Annotated in this window: 22 protein-coding genes and 1 pseudogene; 14 read left to right on the top strand and 9 right to left on the bottom strand. The window is 56.7% G+C overall.

All coding sequences use genetic code 11. The features are described from left to right. Positions 1-22 precede the first annotated feature (22 nt). Entirely contained in the window at positions 23-331 is a 309-nt protein-coding gene (locus EJA72_RS11270; protein WP_157711527.1) for a hypothetical protein, read from the top strand. 64 nt (positions 332-395) lie between these two features. On the opposite strand, the gene glp is transcribed toward EJA72_RS11270, so the two are convergent. After that, entirely contained in the window at positions 396-1,622 is a 1,227-nt protein-coding gene (glp, locus tag EJA72_RS11265) for a gephyrin-like molybdotransferase Glp (protein WP_178129285.1), read from the bottom strand. Next, a complete protein-coding gene (moaB, locus tag EJA72_RS11260; protein WP_157711526.1) occupies positions 1,606-2,145 on the bottom strand; it encodes a molybdenum cofactor biosynthesis protein B in 540 nt (179 codons plus the stop codon). Before moaB ends, glp begins: the two co-directional genes overlap by 17 nt. A gap of 81 nt (positions 2,146-2,226) precedes the next feature. Here moaB and mobA point away from each other — a divergent pair, with 81 nt between their 5' ends. Then, entirely contained in the window at positions 2,227-2,829 is a 603-nt protein-coding gene (gene mobA / locus EJA72_RS11255) for a molybdenum cofactor guanylyltransferase MobA (RefSeq protein ID WP_157711525.1), read from the top strand. A gap of 77 nt (positions 2,830-2,906) precedes the next feature. Then, positions 2,907-3,128 carry a YgdI/YgdR family lipoprotein gene (locus EJA72_RS11250; RefSeq protein WP_157711524.1) on the top strand — a complete coding sequence of 74 codons (222 nt, stop codon included), beginning with the start codon at positions 2,907-2,909 and terminating at the stop codon, positions 3,126-3,128. Between the two features lie 76 nt (positions 3,129-3,204). Here the strand turns inward: EJA72_RS11250 and EJA72_RS11245 are convergent, their stop codons facing one another. The 4 genes from EJA72_RS11245 to EJA72_RS11230 form a co-directional block, all read right to left on the bottom strand. Next, on the bottom strand, positions 3,205-4,095 hold the full coding sequence (locus tag EJA72_RS11245) for a pseudouridine synthase (RefSeq protein ID WP_157711523.1): 891 nt from the start codon (positions 4,093-4,095) through the stop codon (positions 3,205-3,207). A 71-nt stretch (positions 4,096-4,166) separates the two neighbouring features. Further along, positions 4,167-4,487, bottom strand: coding sequence for a transcriptional regulator (locus EJA72_RS11240; protein ID WP_178129283.1), 321 nt, complete (start codon positions 4,485-4,487; stop codon positions 4,167-4,169). 150 nt (positions 4,488-4,637) lie between these two features. Then, the gene (locus EJA72_RS11235; protein WP_157711522.1) at positions 4,638-4,874 is read right to left on the bottom strand and encodes a glutaredoxin family protein; all 237 of its coding nucleotides are present in this window, start codon (positions 4,872-4,874) and stop codon (positions 4,638-4,640) included. A 77-nt stretch (positions 4,875-4,951) separates the two neighbouring features. Then, the gene (locus EJA72_RS11230) at positions 4,952-6,160 is read right to left on the bottom strand and encodes an ammonium transporter (protein ID WP_157711521.1); all 1,209 of its coding nucleotides are present in this window, start codon (positions 6,158-6,160) and stop codon (positions 4,952-4,954) included. Between the two features lie 304 nt (positions 6,161-6,464). On the opposite strand from EJA72_RS11230, the gene EJA72_RS11225 reads away from it, so the two are divergent. The 9 genes and pseudogenes from EJA72_RS11225 to EJA72_RS11185 all read left to right on the top strand — a co-directional run bounded on the left by EJA72_RS11225 (position 6,465) and on the right by EJA72_RS11185 (position 13,491). After that, positions 6,465-6,779, top strand: a complete 315-nt coding sequence (locus EJA72_RS11225; RefSeq protein ID WP_008030332.1) for a YqjD family protein — start codon at positions 6,465-6,467, stop codon at positions 6,777-6,779. A gap of 2 nt (positions 6,780-6,781) precedes the next feature. Further along, a complete protein-coding gene (locus tag EJA72_RS11220; RefSeq protein ID WP_157711520.1) occupies positions 6,782-7,171 on the top strand; it encodes a phage holin family protein in 390 nt (129 codons plus the stop codon). Next, complete coding sequence (locus EJA72_RS11215; RefSeq protein ID WP_157711519.1) at positions 7,168-7,509, top strand: hypothetical protein; 342 nt, start codon at positions 7,168-7,170, stop codon at positions 7,507-7,509. The genes EJA72_RS11220 and EJA72_RS11215 overlap by 4 nt, the downstream gene beginning before the upstream one ends. A gap of 123 nt (positions 7,510-7,632) precedes the next feature. Further along, the gene (locus tag EJA72_RS11210; protein WP_178129281.1) at positions 7,633-8,796 is read left to right on the top strand and encodes an EAL domain-containing protein; all 1,164 of its coding nucleotides are present in this window, start codon (positions 7,633-7,635) and stop codon (positions 8,794-8,796) included. A gap of 69 nt (positions 8,797-8,865) precedes the next feature. Next, the gene (locus tag EJA72_RS11205; RefSeq protein ID WP_157711518.1) at positions 8,866-10,194 is read left to right on the top strand and encodes a deoxyguanosinetriphosphate triphosphohydrolase; all 1,329 of its coding nucleotides are present in this window, start codon (positions 8,866-8,868) and stop codon (positions 10,192-10,194) included. 182 nt (positions 10,195-10,376) lie between these two features. Next, a pseudogene (locus EJA72_RS29235) lies at positions 10,377-10,463 on the top strand (response regulator); the annotation flags it as partial. Positions 10,464-10,707: 244 nt separating this feature from the next. Continuing rightward, positions 10,708-11,694 carry a hypothetical protein gene (locus EJA72_RS11195; RefSeq protein WP_218574362.1) on the top strand — a complete coding sequence of 329 codons (987 nt, stop codon included), beginning with the start codon at positions 10,708-10,710 and terminating at the stop codon, positions 11,692-11,694. Beyond that, positions 11,691-12,794, top strand: coding sequence for a hypothetical protein (locus EJA72_RS11190; protein WP_157711517.1), 1,104 nt, complete (start codon positions 11,691-11,693; stop codon positions 12,792-12,794). The genes EJA72_RS11195 and EJA72_RS11190 overlap by 4 nt, the downstream gene beginning before the upstream one ends. Positions 12,795-12,798: 4 nt before the next feature. Beyond that, complete coding sequence (locus EJA72_RS11185; protein WP_157711516.1) at positions 12,799-13,491, top strand: hypothetical protein; 693 nt, start codon at positions 12,799-12,801, stop codon at positions 13,489-13,491. Positions 13,492-14,444: 953 nt separating this feature from the next. Here EJA72_RS11185 and EJA72_RS11180 read toward each other — a convergent pair. From EJA72_RS11180 to EJA72_RS11170, 3 genes are read right to left on the bottom strand one after another with little or no spacing between them, the layout of a single operon-like run. After that, a complete protein-coding gene (locus EJA72_RS11180; RefSeq protein ID WP_157711515.1) occupies positions 14,445-15,194 on the bottom strand; it encodes an SDR family NAD(P)-dependent oxidoreductase in 750 nt (249 codons plus the stop codon). Positions 15,195-15,200: 6 nt separating this feature from the next. Next, on the bottom strand, positions 15,201-16,487 hold the full coding sequence (locus EJA72_RS11175) for an acyl-CoA dehydrogenase family protein (RefSeq protein ID WP_157711514.1): 1,287 nt from the start codon (positions 16,485-16,487) through the stop codon (positions 15,201-15,203). Positions 16,488-16,510: 23 nt separating this feature from the next. Then, positions 16,511-17,593 (bottom strand): phosphotransferase family protein, encoded by a 1,083-nt coding sequence (locus EJA72_RS11170; protein ID WP_157711513.1) that lies wholly within the window; start codon positions 17,591-17,593, stop codon positions 16,511-16,513. Positions 17,594-17,762: 169 nt separating this feature from the next. Between EJA72_RS11170 and EJA72_RS11165 the strand changes: the two genes are divergently transcribed. Beyond that, positions 17,763-18,971: an acetyl-CoA C-acetyltransferase gene (locus tag EJA72_RS11165; RefSeq protein ID WP_178129279.1), complete on the top strand. Its 1,209-nt coding sequence runs from the start codon at positions 17,763-17,765 to the stop codon at positions 18,969-18,971. Between the two features lie 17 nt (positions 18,972-18,988). After that, entirely contained in the window at positions 18,989-21,145 is a 2,157-nt protein-coding gene (locus EJA72_RS11160; RefSeq protein WP_178129277.1) for a 3-hydroxyacyl-CoA dehydrogenase NAD-binding domain-containing protein, read from the top strand. Positions 21,146-21,148: the final 3 nt, after the last annotated feature.

Below are 21,148 nucleotides of genomic sequence, written 5' to 3'. Positions count from 1 at the left end.
AGAAACTACACAAGGACGTGAAATGCAAAGCCATGACATCCGGTCACCGGTCATTCCGGTTGCTCCGTTCGCAGAAAAGCGCGCCAATCATCAGGCCGAATTCAAAAACAGCGCAAAACCCATGGGAGAAATTGATATGGAACCTCGCGTCACCGAACTGGAGACACACCTCAAATACATCCGACGGGATATGGATGAGGTCCGTGGCGACGTCAAATCCATCAAACACCGACTGGCGTATTCAGCAGGGGGAACAGCCGTAGTCCTCTCGCTTCTGGCCTGGATAGCCAACAGTCGATTCGACCAGGTCGTGACGCTGCTGGCTCATTGAGCAATGCCCTAAACGCAAAACCCGGTTCGATCAACCGGGTTTGCAGGGTGCCGCGTGACGACAATCAGCCAAGAACGTCGCTGAGCGGTATAAAGCCTACAAAGTCGCCCTCTATCAGTGTGCGATCTTCCAGCACCTCTACCAAGCCATCGGCCCAGGCAGCGCTGCGCAACACACCCGAACTTTGATTCTTGTAGATGATTGCCCGACCGTTCTCCAGACGGCCACGCAAATATTCGCGGCGATTCCCGGGCTTGGGCCAGTCAAACCCCGCTGGCACCTGAAACTTCAGGGGCTCAACTGCTTTTACGCCCTGACGGCGCAATAGGTAAGGCCTTGCCAACAACGCAAAAGTCACCAGCGTCGACGCAGGGTTGCCGGGCAAACCAATCACCGGAACACCGCGAAAATGCCCGAACGTCAGCGGCTTGCCGGGCTTGATGCCAAGCTTCCACAACGTCAACTCGCCCTCTTCGCGCAAGGCAATACCCAGGAAGTCGGCCTCGCCCACAGAGACGCCACCGGTCGAGAGAATCAGGTCCACATCCTTCAACTCGCCAAGACGAGCCCGGGTGGTTTCCAGGTTATCCGGAAGAATACCAGCATCGATCACTTCATAACCCAAGCGTTGCAACCAACTGCACAGCAATACCCGATTACTGTTGTAGATCTGCCCCGGCCCCAACGCCTGGCCAGGCTCAATCAGTTCGTCCCCTGTGGACAGAACCGCAACGCGGACCTTGCGAATCACTTCCAGCTCGGCGCGCCCCAACGATGCAGCCAGGCCCTGTTCAATCGGCCCCAGACGCGTGCCGACGGACAGGATCAACTCACCGACAGTTGTTTCCTGACCTTGCGGGCGAATGTTTTGGCCGACAGCCATGGCTTCGGTAAAGCGAACGCGCTCATCGGCCTGCACCTCGGCGTTTTCTTGCATCTCGACGCAATCGGCACCCGCGGGAACAGGTGCACCGGTAAAGATTCGTGCACAGGTCCCAGGCTTCAAAGGCTCTGGTGCCTGCCCGGCAAAAATCTTCTGGCTGACTACCAACGGCGTTCCTGTCCAGTCGGCCACGCGCAAGGCATACCCGTCCATGGCACTGTTGGGCCACGGCGGCAGATCAAGCGTCGAAATCAGGTCTTCGGCCAGCACACGGCCCTCAACCTGCGCCAACGGCAAGCGTTCACGCTCGCGGATCGGCGAGGCTTCGGCCATTTCGAGCAAACGTGCCAGTGCCACCTCGACAGCCATCAAGCTGCCAGTCTTGCCTGGCTTACCCGCGGGATTCACAGGGTGCCGCCTGTTTCAGATGAGGGACGAAATTGCACGGGCGGTGCCGCGAATCCAGCTGCTCGGCCAGGATCCCGTCCCAACCGGTGCGCACGGCATTGGTCGAACCCGGCAAGCAGCAGACCAACGTGCCATTGGCAAGGCCGGCCAGGGCTCGGGACTGAACCGTCGAAGTGCCGATATCCGCTACCGAAATCTGCCGGAACAGCTCGCCAAAACCGTCGACTTGCTTGTCCAGCAGGCAGCTCACCGCTTCCGGTGTGCTGTCGCGTCCGGTGAACCCGGTGCCGCCGGTGATCAACACCACCTGCACCACATCGTCGGCAATCCAGTTAGCGACTTGCGCGCGAATTTTGTAGAGGTCATCTTTGAGCAGTACCCGTGCAGCCAGGTTATGCCCGGCAGCACTCAAGCGGTCGACAAAGACTTGTCCCGACGTGTCGGTTTCCAGGGTACGGGTATCGCTGACAGTCAGCACCGCGATGTTGAGCGGGGCGAAAGGTACATCAGCCTTGGCTTTCATAGGCTCATCCAGTTGTAGGAGAAACAGCCCGGTGTTATATCACAGCGCCCCCTTTTTTCGCCGCCCCCATGGAGACCGGCCATGACTTCGAATTCGCAACTACCGCCCTGCTCAATACTGCTCCTGGCGGGTGGCCGTGGCCAGCGAATGGGCGGTCAAGACAAAGGGCTGCTGGAATGGCACGGCGAGCCACTGATTGCGCACCTGCATCGCAAAACCCGGTCGCTGAGCGATGACCTCATCATCTCCTGCAACAGAAACCTGGAAAAATACGCACCCTATGCTGACCAGCTGGTTCATGACGATGAAGGTGACTTTCCTGGCCCCCTGGCGGGTATTCGCGCGGGGTTGAGGGCCGCTCGCCATACGCATCTGCTGGTACTGCCGTGTGACGTTCCGCGCATCGATGCCGCGCTGCTCCAAGGCATGCGAGAAACCGCCAGCCGGCACCCAGACCAACCGCTGATGCTGCGCCATGGCGAACACTGGGAACCCTTGCTGTGCGTGATCCCCGTGGCACTGCTGGCCGATTTCGAAAAAGCCTGGAATGACGGCGAACGCAGCCCCGGTCGCGTGATGCGTCAATTGGGTTCTACCGCCCTGCAATGCCCGGACAATGACCCTCGCTTGGCCAACCTCAATACGCCTGAACTACTAAGCACCCACTACACTGTGTCAGACTGACACGAGAATGAACTTGCACGCGCGGTATACGTCTCAAGCTCAGTAACCAAAAAGAATTCATATTCGGAGACACACTCATGACTCAACGGACCCTCGCCACTTTCATGCTCGCGCTGGGCCTCGCGACCCTCGCCGGTTGCGCTTCGCCTACAGTGATCACCTTGAATGACGGTCGAGAAATCCAGGCTGTCGACTCGCCGAAGTTTGATAAGGATTCGGGTTTCTACGAGTTCGAACAATTGGACGGCAAGCAAACACGCATCAACAAGGATCAGGTTCGCACCGTTAAAGAGTTGTAATCTTTGCGCTGACAACCGGATACGAAAAAGCCCGCTTAAAGCGGGCTTTTTCTTGGCTGGTAGTCGGTAAATCCGCTCACCACTGAAGGGTGATGGCGCTTTCGAAGATTCTCGGCTCGCCCGTGACCGGGTCCACAAAACTCAATCCCTGAGCCAGCAGTTTCAACGGATTGGCATAGTCATCTTCTACATCCTTGAGCACCGTTGGATAGAACGGGTCATTGCAAATGCTTGCGCCCAGGGCGGTCATGTGGACGCGCAGCTGGTGCTTCTTGCCCGTTACCGGATACAACCCATAACGCCACAGGTCGCCATTCTTTTCCCTGACCTCGACGGCCGTCTCGGTATTGCTGACGCCTGGCCCTTCCTGCATGCGAAAGAACGGTTCGCCATCCACAAGACGGCTTTTGTGAACCAATGGAAAATTCAGTTCAGGCAACGCCCGGGCAATGGCTTCGTAGCGTTTTTCAATCTGCCGCGTAGGAAACAACGACTGATACGCCGAGCGGCTCTGCGGGTTGGCAGAAAAAAGCACCAGCCCCGCCGTATGCCGGTCGATGCGGTGCAATGGCACCAGATGCGGGTTATCCAGTCGACGGATCAGCCGCCGCAACAGGGTCTGCTCGACATATTCGCCCGCCGGCGTCACCGGTAGAAAGTGCGGCTTGTCCGCCACCACCAGATGCTCATCCGCGTACAGAATCGTCTCGGTCACGGGGATCGGTTTTTCGTCCGGCACTTCCCGAAAATAGTGAATCCGCAGGCCTTCCTTGTAAGGCAGGTCAAGGTCGATTGGAACGCCCTGGCCGTCGAGAACGCGACCCCGTGCAATTCTGTCCAGCCATTGTTCACGACCGATAGCGCTAAAGTGCTCGCACAGGCAATCGAATACGGTCTGCCACTGACCAGGCGGCAGATAAAGCGTGCTGGCCTGGTTGTGTGCAGCGGAAAACGATGAAATGGACATACGAAAACTCTGACCGTCAATACAGGACGGCATTATCCAACAGCGGCCGGAACGAACCTAGAACAGAATCTTCAAGCCCGTATCGACTGCGTCCGCGCGGCCGCTTCGGTGAATTCCTTGAGCCAGCGAAGCACGTCGACCGCTTCCCAACGACCCGGGTCGTACAGGGCGTACAACAACCCTTGATAACCCACGACATCCAGCTGCCGGTGATAGCCCGCGCGCTGGAACAAGGCTTCTATTTCAGCAAAACAGGTATTGAAATGCAGTTTGTTGAAAGGGGTTTTTCCTTCAGTCACCAAGCCATCCAGACGCAACTCGAGGACAGCCTCGCGCACCACATCCGCCGACATACGGTTCACGCTGTTCTTCAATTGTTCGACGTTGACCACGGCTCATCCCTCTGACGTCCGGGATTGCCCGCCCAAAACCCGAAAACAAGAAGCGTGGCAGGCAATCAGAATTACTGTATACACATACAGTAACCGATTAACCCGTTTTGCGCCAATGCATGAGTGAAGGACTGCGACGGGTGGGCGGGATCAGCGCAAGAACGCCACGACCTGTTCCGCATCGAACGGCCAGTCGAGCTCAGCCCCGGTATCAAGACGTCGCAGTACGGGAATCCGCAAACCGTAGGCTTCGACCCACGCTTCGTTTTCAGCGATGTCGACCAGCTCAACCAATAAACCGTGCTCCACCAGGGGCATCAGTTCTTCTTCGGCGACTTCACAGAGATGGCAACCAAGGGTGCCGAACAGCTGACATTCAGGAGGCATGACCACCGGACCCGATAAATTGAGCGTTCATTCTAGGCCCGGGATCAAAGGCCGTCGAGCCAGTGGTCGGGCCCACGCTAGTCCTGGCTGACCGCGCCGATCTTGTGCAACGACAAGTCCGCACCGTAATACTCTTCTTCCTGGCTTAGGCGCAGGCCATGAAATGCCTTGATCACGCCGTACACCGCCAATCCGCCGGTGAACGCCACCACCACCCCGAGCGCAGTGCCAATCAACTGGCTGATCAGACTCACCCCGCCCAGGCCACCCAACGCGCTTTGGCCAAAGATGCCACAGGCGATACCGCCCCAGACACCGCACAGGCCATGCAACGGCCAAACGCCCAGCACGTCATCGATATGCCATTTGCCCTGAGCGGCAGTAAAGCACCAGACAAACAGTGCGCCGGCAATCGCGCCGGTCATCAGTGCGCCCACCGGGTGCATCAGGTCGGAACCGGCACAGATCGCCACCAACCCGGCCAGCGGACCGTTGTGCAGAAAGCCCGGGTCATTGCGCCCGACGATCAACGCCGACACGGTGCCACCGACCATGGCCATCAACGAGTTCACCGCCACCAGACCACTGACCCCCTGCAATGTTTGCGCGCTCATCACGTTGAAGCCAAACCAGCCAACGATTAGGATCCACGACCCCAACGCCAGGAAAGGAATGCTCGACGGTGCGAACGCCACCAGCCTCCCCTCCCTATAGCGACCTTGCCGAGGCCCGAGCAGCAACACCGCCGCCAACGCCAGCCAGCCGCCCATGGCGTGGACCACAACCGACCCGGCGAAATCATGGAAGCTGGCACCGAAGTGTTCCAGCAACCAGGCTTGCAAGCCGAAATTGCCGTTCCAGATCATGCCTTCGAAGAAAGGATAGATGAACGCCACGATCAATGCCGTCGCGCACAATTGAGGCACAAATCGCGCACGCTCGGCGATGCCGCCGGAGATGATCGCCGGGATCGCCGCCGCGAAGGTCAGCAGGAAGAAAAACTTCACCAGCCCGTAGCCATGATCGGCATTGATCACAGCCGCCGGGTGCATGAAGGTCACCCCGTAGGAAATCCAATAGCCTATAAAGAAGTAGGCCAAGGTCGAAATGGCGAAGTCGCTGAGGATCTTCGACAAGGCGTTGACCTGGTTCTTTTGCCGAACCGTGCCGACTTCGAGGAAGGCAAAACCGGCGTGCATGGCCAGTACCATGACTGCGCCGATCAAAATGAACAACGTATTGGAGCTATGGACCAGACTGTCCACAGCGCTTTGCAGATTTTCCATGGGATTGGCAGACCTGAAGGCTAAAAAAGCACCAAAGCAGTTCGCGCAGACAATTCATGCACCAAGTTGCATCCGCCCCGGACCAGGACCTTGATCCGGCGTGCCGCTTTGGCGCACAAGGTTGGAACCTTTGCGCGAGTTTTCATTATTTGAGATAAGGTTTTGCCCGAATCATGCCCAGCAACAGCGCAATGGCACGGACTAACGCACCACGACATAGCAAAAGTTGTACCAGTGATTTGTACTGAACCTTCGCGCAAGGCACATACTCGAACGCAACAGAAGCCACTTACGGAGATCACCCATGGCCAGCATCAAGGCAAAGACTGCTCAAGAAATCCTGATGAACGATTTTCAGACGCTCGTCAGCGACACTGAACGGTTGCTGGAGCACACCGCAACATTGGCGGGTGATCAGGCGGATGAGTTGCGCGAGCAAATTCACGACAGCCTGTTGCGGGCCCGGGAAACCTTGAAGCTGACCGAAGATTCTCTGCGCGAACGCGGCAAGGCTGCCGTGACCGCCACCGAAGACTATGTGCAGGCCAACCCATGGCAATCGGTCGGGATCGCGGCCGGCGTGGGTTTCCTGATTGGCCTGCTGGCGACTCGGCGCTGATTATGGCGATCGGCGAATCCGGCTCGTCCGCGACGGGCCCAAGCTCCTCACCGCGGCGCCTGGGTGCCGCATTTCTCGGACTGCTGCACAGTCATGTCGAACTGTTCGGTATTGAATTGCAGGAACAAAAAGCCCGCACCGTGAGCCTGTTGCTGTTTGCAGGCCTGGCACTGGTGTTTGCCTTGCTGTTGCTGGTGGGGTTGTCGACGCTGGTGTTGATCCTGTTTTGGGACACCTATCGCCTGCCGGCCATTATCAGTCTCTGCGTGTTCTATACCCTGGCCTGCGTCTTCTGCGGGATGCGCTTGCGAGCGGCAATCTTCGATGAATCCTCGCCTTTCCACGGCACGCTGGAAGAACTGGCCAATGATCGGGAGCGCCTGTTGCCATGAGCCTGCCTGAACTGCCTCACAACAGCTCGCGCACAGAAATGCGCAAGGCGCTGATCCGCCTGCGCATGGAAATGCATCGCCAGGAAATCCGCCACGAATCCGCGCAACTGCTGCAACCCTTGCAGCGTGTTCGCGGGATGACGCAAAACCTGCAAGACGGTTTCGGCATCAAGCATGCGCCACTCTGGGGCATGGCGGCGGTCACCTTGCTCGGCTTCATGACCGGCAAGGGCGCCAAGAATGGTGGCGTCAGCAGCCTGACCCGACTGGTCCGCCTGGGCACCACGCTGGGGCCGCTGATCAAGCTGGTCCTGCAAGGTTCTTCGCGCAAACCGTAACACCCTTATCTGGCTGCATTCTTGCAACATCACCGGGATGAACCTCTTTATCGAGAGGTTCAACCCTGCGTGCCTACCCGGCCACCAGGTTCATCCAAAAACAAGATCTACTAAGGAGGCCTCGTGATCGACGGGCAACCGCTCGCCTGCTTTCAACCGTTCATCGACACCGCCACCGGCCGTATCGCCGGGGTCGAGGCATTGGGGCGACTGCGTCAGGCCGATGGCCAATTGGCTTCGGTGGGCCCCCTGTTTGCCGACCCGCGAACACCCGCCATTGCGCTGCGTCGTCTGGATCGCCAGATTCGCGAGCATGCCCTGAGCCGCTTCCATGAAGCGCCAGCGGACTGGTTCCTCAGCCTCAACATGTCCCCGCGCTGGATCAGTCGCTTACGCCCGGACCAGGCACTGCCCAGCCTCAAGCAGTTGGCCATGCATGGGGTCGATCCGCAGCGCATCGTCTTCGAGATCACCGAACTGGGCGGCGACATACAACGTCTTGCAAACGTGGTGGCGCGTTACAGGCAAGCGGGTGCGCGGATTGCCATCGATGATTTCGGCGCGGGTTATTCACAGCTCGACCGTGTCCTGGCGCTGCAACCCGATATCCTCAAGCTCGACATGCGACTGTTTCAAGCGGCCGCCTTGGGAGGACCGAGCAGCGATGTGGTCAAGGCCCTGGCACAGATGGCGGAGAAAACCGGGTGCTGGATCATTGCCGAAGGGGTGGAAACGGACGCTCAACTGAATTTTGCCCTCGAGTGCGGTTCGCGCTACGTGCAGGGCTTTCTATTTGCCAGGGCGCAGGCTGATTTTTTTGCCACCGATGCCTTTGTCGAGCGCTTCGGTCAACTGCGCCAGCGCTACGTTCACCAAAAACTCGCAGAGCGCGGTCGCCTGATGGTCATGCGCCAGCAGCTCAGCGAGCTGATGTCGATCCTGCAAGCCTGGGCGCAGGCCCGCGCCCCACTCAGCGCCTTGCCGCAGCTGGACGCCTTTCCATGGCTGTTACGCTTCTATCAATGCGACCGCCACGGCACGCAACTGACGCCAAACCTCGAATGGCGCAATAACGGCTGGGAATCCGATAACCGCTACCTCGGCCACAACTGGTCATGGCGCCCGTACTTTTATCACCTGTTGGCCGAAGGCTGGGAGGAGCGCCGATTGACACTCTCCAACACGTACCGGGATGCCACCAGCAACCAGTATTGCCTGACTGCCGGCCAATTTTTCGACAATGGCGAACGCCTGTTGCTCATCGACATAGACGCTGCCGGTCTGTAGTTCCGCTTGCAGGTCATGACGTGAACCGGGAAAGTAAGGAATTAGTCCACCTGACGGAGTGAATCAGCCTTGGATTGGCAAACCCTGCTTACCCGCGAACGCCTCGGAAAGCCTGTGCACAGCCCGGAAGAGCTCGGCCGCAGTCCTTTTCACAAAGACCACGACCGCATTATTTTCTCAGGCGCGTTTCGTCGCCTCGGGCGTAAGACCCAGGTCCATCCGGTCACCAGTAACGATCACATCCACACGCGCCTGACCCACTCGCTGGAAGTCAGCTGCGTCGGCCGATCACTGGGCATGCGTGTCGGCGAAACAATCCGCAGCGCACTGCCAGACTGGTGTGAACCCAGCGACCTGGGCATGGTCGTGCAATCGGCCTGCCTGGCGCATGACATCGGCAATCCACCGTTCGGACACTCCGGCGAAGACGCGATCCGTCACTGGTTTCAGCAAGCTGCAGGTCGTGGCTGGCTGGACGCGATGAGCGAGGCCGAACGCAATGACTTCCTCAACTTTGAAGGCAATGCCCAGGGCTTTCGCGTGCTCACCCAGCTGGAATATCACCAGTTCGACGGGGGCACCCGGCTGACCTACGCCACCTTGGGCACTTATCTGAAGTATCCGTGGACCGCCAAACACGCCGACTCGCTGGGCTACAAGAAGCACAAGTTCGGCTGCTACCAGAGTGAGCTGCCGTTGCTGGAGCAGATCGCCCTGAAACTGGGTCTGCCGCAACTTGAGGAACAGCGATGGGCACGCCACCCGCTGGTGTACCTGATGGAGGCCGCCGATGACATTTGCTATGCGCTCATCGATCTGGAAGACGGCCTGGAAATGGAGTTGCTGGAGTACGCCGAAGTCGAGTCGCTGTTGCTTGATCTGGTGGGCGACGATCTCCCGGAAACCTACCGTCTGCTAGGACCTGAAGATTCCCGCCGGCGCAAACTGGCGATTTTGCGCGGCAAAGCCATCGAACACCTGACCAATGCCGCAGCGCGCGCTTTCGTCGAGCAACAGGACGCATTGCTGGCGGGTACGCTGCCCGGCGATCTGGTGGAGCACATGCACGGTCCCGCCAAGCGCTGCGTATTGAATGCGAAGGACATGGCACGCAAAAAAATCTTCCAGGACAAGCGCAAGACCCTACATGAAATCGGTGCCTACACCACGCTGGAAATTTTGCTGAACGCTTTCTGCGGGGCGGCACTGGAACAGCACAACGGTCGAACACCGTCCTTCAAGAGCCGTCGCATTCTCGACCTTTTGGGAAACAATGCGCCCGATCCTCACGGCCCTTTGCACACATCATTTCTGCGGATGATCGACTTCATCGCGGGCATGACCGACAGTTACGCCAGTCAAATGGCACTGGAAATGACGGGGCGTTCCAGCCACTGATGAAAACAGCTGATCGGCCATTACGCAGCGTGAAATGGCCGATCACTCATCAAACAGACAATTACTCTCGGCCAGCGCTGAATTCCCCTACACCTCACGCTGAGTAAACTGACCGATTGCTCGGTGCTCTCACGAAATAATGTCATCTTCCCCTGATCGACCGACGAAGAGTGACCAATCCAATGTTCAACGACGATCTGCGCATCTTGCTGGTGGAAGATCATCCTTTTCAGCTCCGGGCGACCCAATACCTGCTTGAGAGTTATGGCATAGAGATTCATTAGATTTTGAACCTGAGTCATTAAAAGCTGAACCCGGTGCTAATATCAGGCAAAAATTATTTGGAGGCGACTCCAAGCGATAAGGGCGTGCCAGAGGGGCTTGAGGGTTACCTGCTTACCATATGCGTTGACCAGCTCCAGAGGGTCATCCTGACCTGACCACGGCGTACCTAGCACTCCATCGAAGCACTCGTAACAACACACTGCCAACACTAAAAAGGACACTGAGTACGTGGCTGAAAATGACAACATCGCCAGGCAAGCCGAAATCCTGGCCAGCGAGCTTTTTGCAGAGTTCTTCTGGGATAGGATCGGCCCGACGAACCACGATTGGCCTTGTGAGGCAACAGAGGAACACGGTGTTACTACGCACCCCTGTGATGTTGTCTACTACTACGATGAGCCCTATTCAGCGAAGCGTACCTACGTGCATTGCGACCTGAAGAGCTACGCAAAGGGGTCGATCAAGTCACCAGCCATTAAATCCGCATTGATTAGCTTGGGGAAGCAAACCGCGTGTGCGGACAAGAGCGCTGAATGGCAAGACAAGCACGCGCATGACGATGTGACCTATTCGATCTGCGGACTGCTTTTCGTCTACAACCATGACGGCGAATACGATGCAGACTTCAACACCACGCTGACCTTTGTTGCCAATGAGAGCCTGCATCTGCCTAAGGGCAAAAAGCTCTTCGTCCTTGGGCCCAAAGAAATTTTCTGGCTCGACAATGTCAGCCACGAGATCCAGAGAATGAGAGGCAAACGGAATCCGGAGCTGCCTGGGCCGGAGTACTGCTCGTTCTACCATCCGCAATTAGTGCGTAAAGCCAACCTTCAGGTGAAAAAAGCAAAAGGCGCAACGCTTGAGACCTTGACCTCTCCTGTGATCATCCTCGAAGCCCGAGATCCCAAGGGAAAGGCCGAACGAAAAATTGTGGTCTTCTACTCTAGGAAGGGAGAAACGACCCACGAGTTCACCTACCTCATTGACATCCTTCGCAAGTATGAACTGCTGGACGAACGAACACAGGTGACCATCAAAACGCTGAGCCCCGTTCCTAACTCATCGCCAACGTTCCAAAAGTCCCAGCAACAATACATCGAGGGGCTAGCAGGGAGCAGCACAGACCTGAGTGAGTACGTACTCGCTATTCGATACGAGCCGATCATCGAAATTAAATCGACGTACTCCTCAATCGACTTAGGTACCTGGGCATGAACGAATATCTGGATCACCTTAGCGCCAACGATAACGACATCTACGATCTGCTGATTTCCGGGAAACAGCGAATGACCGTGTCAGTACTTCGGGAATTGCTGCGCGATCGGGGGATATTCTGTTCCGCTAAGGACGAACGAGAGGATATCTGTGACTACATATCCATGATTCCACACGGTTTTCACGACATTGAAGCGATTGTCGACAAGCGTGAACCACCGGGCCGTAGAGACAAGACCACGAACATCCAGTTCGACTCAGAAATCGCTCTGGACGACATCAGAGAAGCCGTTGAAAGTTACATGAAGACCATTGGCCCGAACGAGGAAGTGAAACACCGCATCGGTAGGGAAGGTGGATATGTCATAAAGGTGGAATACGACGAGTTCAACCACAACCGTGCCAAGCTTCTTCAGCGCGAACGCAATGAGGCAAAAATCGATTTTCTAGTGGAGAACGGAAAAACGGTCGTCCGACTTCCCGCTACGGACAAAGCCAAACGGGTGGTTGAGGCCATCAAAGAATGTGTGGAACAGCGCAGAAAGGCCCCCTTAGCCCAAGAAAAAGTCGAACTGGCAGAACTCTCTACACCAGAGCTGCGATCAAAGTTTTTCACGTCCCTGATCTCGAAGCTACCGGGCTTTAAGCTGCGAAATGTCATGAACCTGAAGGTCTCATCTCTACGTAGATCAGAAGAAAGCGATGAAAACCTAGACATCGATCTTGACACTGCTGAGAGCGAAGCGCGCATGGAAATGTTCGCAGTCGTACACAGCATGGCGTTGAGTGGTCAGAACTTAGTTCAATCCAAGGAATATAAAGAGCTCAGCCAGCGTGGGTTCTATATCACGCACATTTCCTGGAAATCCGAGCAAATCGAGAATCCACCTAACATCGTTCAGTTCGAAGCGGGATTTGAAGACAAACAAAACTGCTTAGGATTCAGGTATGGGGTGCAGGGCGAGTTCAAGTACCACAAAGGCTCGCACCGCAAAGGCATCTCCCCCGTAGAGGACAAGGAACGGGCAAGGTATTTCTCTCTGATTGAGCAGACAGCACTGAAGCTGAAAAACGAATTGCTCGCAGAAACCGAGGGCTAACTGGATGCGCTACAAGTGGTTGAACGTTGAATGGCCGTTATCTATCGCGCAGTTGGCTGCACGCATGAAATCTATGGAGTTCAACAGCACCCAACAACATGGCTTCGTTATTGATAAAGTCCGTGATGACACACTAGAGGCTAGGTACATTGAGAAAGTCAACTATACCGACACCATCACCGACCCATTTGGGAATGAAACCAGCTTTGATCGCATGGAATATCGACAGTCTGCCTTCAGACTGACGAAAGCCCCTCCCACCCTGGAATTTATCAACTCTCCCCGAAGCCTGCAGGCGGTGCTCAGCAGATTCTCTGAGATAACCGACTTCACAGTAAGCATTGAAGAGCTGCAAGTTGATGTTTTGGTATGGGCAGAAAACCTACTCAAAGCGGTCAGGGGTGCAGGAAGCCTGGATTCGATGCAAATTTCCAGACTGGAGCTAGGGAATAAGGTATTCGCCAAGGTACTGGTTTCTGGAGAAGAGGACATCAAGGACGCCTGTGACCAGCTAATTGGTGACCGAAAGTACACTTTGGAAAAAATACGAGTTCGCCTACACCCTCCCTTGAAAGGAACGATAGTGCTGAGCAATGGAGGGTCTGCCACTCTCAGCTTTGAGGAGGTTAGCGAGCACGTGGCCAGCCTTCTCAGAGGGTCATTGAATGCTGCGCTGTCTGATGGCAAGCCAATTTGAGCTGCATATCAGATCCAGTCCCCGAAAGCGCTGAGTCCATTTTGGCTTTTGTTCCGCGAGCCACATGCTTTTCACTCCCAATAACCAACCGATTGAGCGACTAGCTCCTTTCTCTTCGTCCCGAAGTTGGTATCGCTCAATTAGCAAGCGTCGTTGGAAAAGCTGTCGTCCCCCGGCGCTGCGCACAAGGCACTCGATACTCCTGAAGGTTTCCATAGATGTCACTATAAACTTTTGGTTTACACAGCCTATTGTAATTACTACCTACCTTAGCTTCAGTGGTCATTAGAAAATAAAATGAAGTCATTAGATCTTAAAATGGAAACTGCCACAGAGGGGTTACGCGAAATGCTGCATGCCCCTATGTCGAAATAGTTAACTAACTTGGCACTGACTAATAAGGAAGTGGCTTGACTGACCGAACCGAGGTCAGGTCAAGCCGGTAGAGATAAATGGAGGAAGGCAATGAAGGACTGCATAGTACTAGGCCTACGATCCGAGTAGATCTACAGCTAGCGATCAGAGAAAAGCCCAGGAGACTTTCTCCCCGCCAGTCATCCAAATGGATAAAAGGAGCGCCGTGGCATTCATGATCGAAACTGACAAACTATTGATCAGACTGCGCAGCGCCCCTTGGTAAGCGTCGGCATATGCTCTGCCAAGAACGCAAACTGACGTGAGTTTTCACTACGATTGGAATTCTTTTCATTAAGGATGGAATCAGCCAGCTGTCGCGCGATGGAAACGTTCAAGTTTAGTTAGGGCACGTGTGTGAAACTCTGTATGCCGTGATGTCGAGCCGATGCTAGAACGCACACCAAGGCGCAAACTTCCAGTTCGGAGACACTCCTGCCCCTACACCCGATGTCACCAACCAACGCACGGCGTCGACGAAGCTGCCGGCCTTGGCACTGCGCGCACGCACTTTGACATACAGTTGCAGGGGCTCTTAATCAGCTAATACCACCATCAACCCTCACAAGACTGCCAGTGACAAAACTACTGAACGGACTTGCTAAATAAAGCGCAGCCGTAACAACCTCATGAGGTTGGCCGGGTCGTCCCAAGGCGTTGTCGAATTTTTCACGTGCCTCGACAGGCCAAGCCTTCGCCACATCTGTCAAGAACGGTCCTGCCGACAACGTGTTGAACCTGACCTTAGGTCCATATTCTTTGGCCATGGACTCAGTCATTGCATTCAGCGCCGCCTTGGCTCCGCAATAAGGCACTACTGCCGGCAACGGCCGCAGTGCCCCAGTGCTGCTGACGTTAATAACGACACCGCCATCTCCCCTGGCCATACGAGACGCCACCAGTGAGCTCAAACGGAATGGCCCCTTGAAATTGACCTCCAGCACCTTGTCGAACAAGGCCTCACCTGTTTCATGGGAGGCTGGCGCCAGGGGAGACATTCCAGCATTGTTCACCAAGATGTCGATTCGACCGAACTCGGCATATACGGTCTGGACCAACGTCTCAATTTCGGCCCACTTCCCCATGTGACAAGAAAAGGGCAATGCTCGCCGGCCCATTGCGGTGATCTCGCTTACGACCTCCTGGCAGGCTTCAAGCTTGCGGCTGGCAATGATCACGTCCGCACCCTGACGGGCGTAGGCCAGAGCAATCTCCCTCCCCAAACCCCGACTGCCCCCCGTCACGAGCGCGACCTTTCCGGTGAGGTTGAAATAATCGATCTTGTCCATCGCCGCCTACTCCAGGTAGTCCTTGAATTTCTCCATTGCCGCAGCGCGGCGCGATACCAGATGCTCAGTTGGAAATAGCCCCTGCGCCGGTTGGTAGCGTTTGAGGAGGTTCTTGGCGACCGTCACTTTATGCACTTCAGTCGGACCATCGACCAACCCCATGCAAGCGGCATAGGTCCACATTTGGCCAAGCACCATTTCGTCCGATACGCCGAGCGATCCATGGACTTGCATCGTGCGCTGAACGATGTCGTGATAAATCTTCGGTGCGGCCGCTTTGATCGCGGCGATGTACATCTGGTTGGCTTTGTAGTCATGGCCGTTATCGATCCGCCATGCCGTTTCCAAAACAAGTAAGCGGTATTGCTGAAGTTCGATAAATGAATCTGCCAAGTACTGCTGCACGATCTGCTTGCTGGCCAGCGGCTCACCTTTGGTGACACGCGACAGTGCCCGCTCCGCCATCATGTCGATAGCTTTCTGGCATTGACCTACCGTGCGCATAGCATGGTGCACCCGACCACCACCAAGGCGCGCCTGCGCAACTGCAAAACCTTTTCCGACTTCACCCAGCAAGGCATCGGCAGGTACCCGCACGTTTTCGTACCGGATATAGGCGTGGGCTCCCTCCCCCGGGTTTTCGCCATAGACACCTGGATTACGCAGGATGTTGACCCCGGGGGTGTCTGTTGGTACCAACAGCATGGAGGTACCTGCATAAATAGGTGCGTCCGGGTCGGTGACACACATCACAATCAAAAAGGCTGCGTAACGAGCATTTGAGGAGAACCATTTCTCCCCATTGATCACCCATTCGTCACCATCACGCACGGCTGTCGTCGTAAACACTGATGGGTCAGCACCACCTTGTGGTTCGGTCATCGAATAGCAAGAAACGATGTCTCCATCCAGCAGCGGCTGAAGATACGTAGCCTTCTGCTGTGCAGTACCGAACATGGCCAGAATCTCGGCATTGCCGGTATCGGGCGCTGCCGTCCCGAACACGGTTGGCGCCCAACTCGATCGTCCAAGAATTTCATTCATTAGCGCGAGCTTGATCTGACCATATCCCTGCCCACCTAACTCCGAACCCAAGTGACAGGCCCACAGTTCTTGCTTACGTACCTCATCACTCAGCGGCTTGATGATCGAACGCGCGACACGGTTATTGGTATCGTACGGTGCGCTCATGTCTGGCCAGAGCGTATCCAGCGGCTCGATCTCTTCTTTAACGAAGCGACTCATCCAATCGAGTTTTTCTTGAAACGCCGGTTCAGTACTGAAATCCCACATGGTTTTCGACCTTTTCTGGTTGATCAGGAATTAAGAGTGGTGAAACGCAAGCCGCGCTGAACCATGACCGGGACGTCGTGTTCCATCCGGGCATGGACCTCGTGGGTGGACTTGCCGGCTACATAGCGGGCATACGCGCCCTCCATGATGATCGCCAGTTTGAACATCGACAGCGCCATGTAGTAATTCAGCCGGGAAATATCCAGACCGGTTTTATCGGCGTAACGCCGGGCCAGTTCCTGCCGGGTAGGCATCCACTGCCAGTCGATGTAATTCGCATAGGTCGCTTCCTCACCGACCTCCTGCCAACCGGCCAGCATCCAGCCAAGATCCAGAAGCGGATCACCGATGGTCGCCATCTCCCAGTCGACAATGGCACTGAGCTTGACCGGCTCACTGGCGTCATACATGACATTGATGAACTGGTAATCACCATGGATCAGTGCCGATCGCTGCATTGCCGGAGTGTTCGCGACAAGCCACTGCCCCAGCTCATCAAGCCCGGGGATATCGCGAACCTTGTAGCGCTCGAGCTGCGCACTCCAGCGCGATACCTGGCGTTCGAGAAACCGCTCAGGCTTGCCGAAGCCCTCCAGACCGATTGCTTGCCAATCGGTATTGGCCAATTCGGCAAGGGCATCGACCAGCTCGAAAGCCATTTGTCGCGAGGCTTCGGGGTTCCCCTCTATACCTGGCGGCAAAGGTGATTTACCGGCAAAACCAGCATGCCATTCGAGCAAAGCAAACGGCGCTCCAATGACCTCGGGATCTTCGCAACCGGCGACCAACCGGGTATGCGGTATCTGCGTCTCGGCTATGGCACGCAGCAATTTCATCTCGCGCAGGATGTTGTTGGAGCTGGCGTCGTTAGCCACCAGGGGCGGTCGACGCAGCGCGAACTGGCGGTCATTGACATTGACTTTATAGATCAGGTTGCTCGCACCGCCCTGAACTGCGCTCACGCTCAAGGATTGTACGGCGCCCACTTCAGTTTCCAGCCATGCGCGTAAACGGGCCAGGTCCGGCAAAGGTGTTGTTTCGAGAGTCATTCGGAACTCCTTTATTTGCGGCAATGATTTAGCAGACAAAACAATATCACTAGTCATAATGATGTATATGATTTAATCAGCTGTCAATCTGCGTTAGCGATTTTCCAAGCGCCCGGTTTTCATACGAATCCGATGCTCCTGCCTCTTGCTCTATTATATGTATGATTATAATCTTTAAGCCTCATGCGGCAGTTCGGCGCCGCGCAGACATTGAGGGATCCTTGACGTGAATGACGCCATTATCTACGACCACGTACGCAGCCCACGCGGCAAGGGCCGCCCGGATGGCGCACTGCATGAAGTGAGTGCCACCGCGCTGGCAGCCCAGACCTTGAGCGCCCTGCGCGATCGCAACCAGCTCGATACCAGCCTGGTCGACGATGTACTGCTGGGTTGCGTCATGGCCGCCGGTGAACAAGGCGGCAACATTGCCCGGGTCGCCGCCCTGGCTGCCGATTACGACCAGAGCGTGCCGGGCCTGCAGCTCAATCGCTACTGCGCCTCTGGCCTCGAAGCAGTCAACCTTGCGGCTTCGACACTGCGCGCTGGCGAAGCACGGGCCATCGTTGCCGGTGGTGTGGAGAGCATGTCGAGGGTGCCTATCGGTTCCGATGGCGGTGCCGTCTACACCGACCCTCAAGTGATCTGGAAAACCTGGTACATCCCCCAGGGCATCGGTGCTGACCTGATTGCAGAGCAAGATGGCTACAGTCGAGCAGACGTCGATGCCTTTGCCCTGCGCAGCCAGCAACGAGCGGCCGTTGCAGAAGCCGAAGGTCGATTCCAGCAATCGCAATTCGTTGTCAAGGATCTGCTCGGCCAGCCACTGCTGGAGCGAGATGAAGCCATTCGCCATGGGGCGAGCCTGGAAGATCTGGCTCGACTCAAACCCGCTTTCGAGGCCACTGGCAGCCAGAATGGCTTTGACGCTGTGATGCTGCAGCGCTATCCGGATATCGAAGCCATCCGTCACGTCCACACTGCCGGTAACTCCAGCACGATCGTTGACGGTGCGGCGGCCATTTTGCTCGGCAATGCCGAGTTCGGTCGCACGACAGGGCTGCGCCCTCGCGCCCGTATTCGCAGCTACACCTCAATCGGTTCAGAGCCGGCCATCATGCTCACGGGCCCTGCGGCCTGCACCGAAAAACTGCTGGCCCGAACCGGGATGACCATCGCCGACATCGACTTGTTCGAAGTCAACGAAGCCTTCGCTTCGGTGGTGATGCGATACATGCGCCATTTCAACCTCGATCCCGAACGCGTCAATGTCAATGGCGGCTCAATCGCCATGGGCCACCCACTGGGCGCCACCGGCGCGATGCTCGTGGGCATCGTGCTCGATGAACTGGAGCGCCGGGATCTGAACACTGCACTCGTCACTTTGTGTGCCGCTGCGGGCATGGCCACCGCCACCTTGATCGAGCGGATCTGAGCATGGAATCGAACGCTATGAATACCTTGAAACTAGAACTGGGCGCCGACGGCGTAGCCTTCATTACCATCAACCTGCCTGACCGCCCGGTGAATATATTTACGCCTGCATTCGTCAGCGATCTGCAGGCAGCGGTCGAAGAAGTGCTGACCAACGTTGCCATTCGCGGTGCGGTCTTGACCTCAGGAAAATCCGGCTTTATCGCAGGTGCCGACCTCAAGGATCTGGTTGACGCCTTCGACCAAGGTATCGATGCTGTGCAAGCTTCGCACCGCTTCGATCGAGAAAACGCGGTGATGCGTCGCATCGAAACCGGCGGCAAGCCCTTCGTCGCCGCGCTCAATGGTCTGGCGCTGGGCGGTGGTCTGGAGCTGGCGTTGGCGTGCCATCGACGGCTGTTGGTCAATGACCCAAAAGCCATTGTCGGTCTGCCCGAAGTGACTGTCGGCTTGCTACCTGCCGGAGGCGGCACCCAACGCCTGCCGCGTTTGATCGGTATAGAAAAGGCCTTGCCTCTGTTGATTGAAGGCAACACCTTGAAGCCTGCGCAAGCCTTGCAGTTGGGGATCGTCGATGAACTGGTCGACGTTACCGGCTTGCTGGAGCAAGCGCGTCGCTGGGTGCTGGACAACCCGCAGGCAAGTCAAGCGTGGGACGTGAAAGGCTATCGGATTCCTGGTGGTGCGGGTTGCCTGGCTCCGCACGCAACCCGCTCCTTCCAATTTGGTACCACGCTGGCCAAAGCCGCCGGCGCACAGAACTACCCGGCACGACTGGCCATTCTTTCGGCGGTGTTTGAAGGCACTCAACTGCCCATGGACAAGGCACTGGCAGTCGAAGCCAAATACTTCGGCACGTTGCTGGCCAACCCAGTGGCACGCAACCTGATGCGTACGATGTTCATCAACAAGGGCGCCGCCGACAAACTCGTCCGGCGTCCGGTCGGGCCGGCAAAAAGCACGGTGCACAAGCTGGGTGTAGTGGGTGCCGGAATGATGGGCGCTGGCATCGCTTACGTCAGCGCTGCTGCCGGGGTCCAGGTCATGCTCCTTGATACCAACGCCGACGCTGCAGCGCGGGGCAAGGACTACTCGCGACGGATCCTGGACAAAGCCATCGAACGCGGCACCCAGACCCGAGACAAGGCCGATGCGATCCTCGCACTGATCGAACCTTGCTCTGACTATGCTGCCTTCGACGGCTGTGATCTGGTCATTGAAGCTGTTTTCGAGAACCGTGAAGTCAAAGCATCCGTCATCGGCAAAACCGAAACAGTGCTCGCACCCGATGCGGTATTTGCGAGTAATACCTCAACCCTGCCAATCACTGGCCTGGCCGAGTGCTCCGAGCGCCCGGACCATTTCATCGGCCTGCACTTCTTTTCACCGGTCGAGCGCATGCCGCTGGTAGAAGTGATCGTTGGCAAGAAGACCAGTGAGCAAACCATTGCCCGCGCCCTGGACTTCGTCGGTCAACTGCGCAAAACCCCGATCCTGGTCAATGACAGTCCAGGCTTCTACACCAGCCGCATCTTCAGTACTTACACCGATGAAGGCATGGCGATGCTGGCCGAAGGCGTCAACCCGGCCCTGATCGAAAACGCCGCACGCCTGGCCAGTGCAGCCACCAGCCCGCTGGCTGTGACCGATGAAGTTTCGCTGGATCTGCAGAAAAGCGTCATCGATCAAGCTCACAAAGATGGCCTGGAGGAGAAATTCCTGCGCCTGCATGCAAGGCCAGTCGTCGAATTAATGAATTTCCTGGGCCGCCTGGGCCGCAAGAGTGGCGGTGGTTTTTACGAGTTTCCACAGGGTGGCAAGAAGCATCTTTGGCATGGGCTTGCGGAGCACTTTCCTCGTGCCGCGCAACAACTGGATGTCGAGACCGTCAAGGACCGCCTGCTCTATATCCAGGCGCTGGAGACCGCACGCTGTGTCGAGGAAGGCGTTCTCAACGACGCTGCCGACGCCGACCTGGGCAGCATCCTCGGCCTGGGGTTCCCCTCCTGGACCGGTGGCACGCTCTCCCTGATCGATACCTTGGGTGCCCAAGCTTTCGTCACCCGTTGCGATGAGCTGGCCGATGCGTTCGGCGAGCGTTTCCGCCCTTCGGTCTGGCTGCGTGCCCGTGCCGAGCGTGGTGAGCGCTTCCATCCACGTAACGACGCGGCCTGAGAG

The sequence above is a fragment of the Pseudomonas sp. PB120 genome (assembly GCF_009761815.1).
In the GTDB taxonomy this organism is placed as follows: Bacteria; Pseudomonadota; Gammaproteobacteria; order Pseudomonadales; family Pseudomonadaceae; genus Aquipseudomonas.
This window is presented reverse-complemented; position numbering and strand designations above follow the sequence as displayed.

Bases quoted from the DNA above. Each gene is read 5' to 3' on its own strand.
- EJA72_RS11270 (WP_157711527.1), top strand. From the start codon at position 23: ATGCAAAGCCATGACATCCGGTCACCGGTCATTCCGGTTGCTCCGTTC.
- EJA72_RS11235 (WP_157711522.1), bottom strand. From the start codon at position 4,874: ATGCCTCCTGAATGTCAGCTGTTCGGCACCCTTGGTTGCCATCTCTGT.
- EJA72_RS11190 (WP_157711517.1), top strand. From the start codon at position 11,691: ATGAACGAATATCTGGATCACCTTAGCGCCAACGATAACGACATCTAC.
- EJA72_RS11215 (WP_157711519.1), top strand. From the start codon at position 7,168: ATGAGCCTGCCTGAACTGCCTCACAACAGCTCGCGCACAGAAATGCGC.
- EJA72_RS11245 (WP_157711523.1), bottom strand. From the start codon at position 4,095: ATGTCCATTTCATCGTTTTCCGCTGCACACAACCAGGCCAGCACGCTT.
- moaB (WP_157711526.1), bottom strand. From the start codon at position 2,145: ATGAAAGCCAAGGCTGATGTACCTTTCGCCCCGCTCAACATCGCGGTG.
- EJA72_RS11250 (WP_157711524.1), top strand. From the start codon at position 2,907: ATGACTCAACGGACCCTCGCCACTTTCATGCTCGCGCTGGGCCTCGCG.
- EJA72_RS11180 (WP_157711515.1), bottom strand. From the start codon at position 15,194: ATGGACAAGATCGATTATTTCAACCTCACCGGAAAGGTCGCGCTCGTG.
- mobA (WP_157711525.1), top strand. From the start codon at position 2,227: ATGACTTCGAATTCGCAACTACCGCCCTGCTCAATACTGCTCCTGGCG.
- EJA72_RS11175 (WP_157711514.1), bottom strand. From the start codon at position 16,487: ATGTGGGATTTCAGTACTGAACCGGCGTTTCAAGAAAAACTCGATTGG.
- EJA72_RS11225 (WP_008030332.1), top strand. From the start codon at position 6,465: ATGGCCAGCATCAAGGCAAAGACTGCTCAAGAAATCCTGATGAACGAT.
- EJA72_RS11160 (WP_178129277.1), top strand. From the start codon at position 18,989: ATGAATACCTTGAAACTAGAACTGGGCGCCGACGGCGTAGCCTTCATT.
- EJA72_RS11185 (WP_157711516.1), top strand. From the start codon at position 12,799: ATGCGCTACAAGTGGTTGAACGTTGAATGGCCGTTATCTATCGCGCAG.
- EJA72_RS11230 (WP_157711521.1), bottom strand. From the start codon at position 6,160: ATGGAAAATCTGCAAAGCGCTGTGGACAGTCTGGTCCATAGCTCCAAT.
- EJA72_RS11220 (WP_157711520.1), top strand. From the start codon at position 6,782: ATGGCGATCGGCGAATCCGGCTCGTCCGCGACGGGCCCAAGCTCCTCA.
- EJA72_RS11170 (WP_157711513.1), bottom strand. From the start codon at position 17,593: ATGACTAGTGATATTGTTTTGTCTGCTAAATCATTGCCGCAAATAAAG.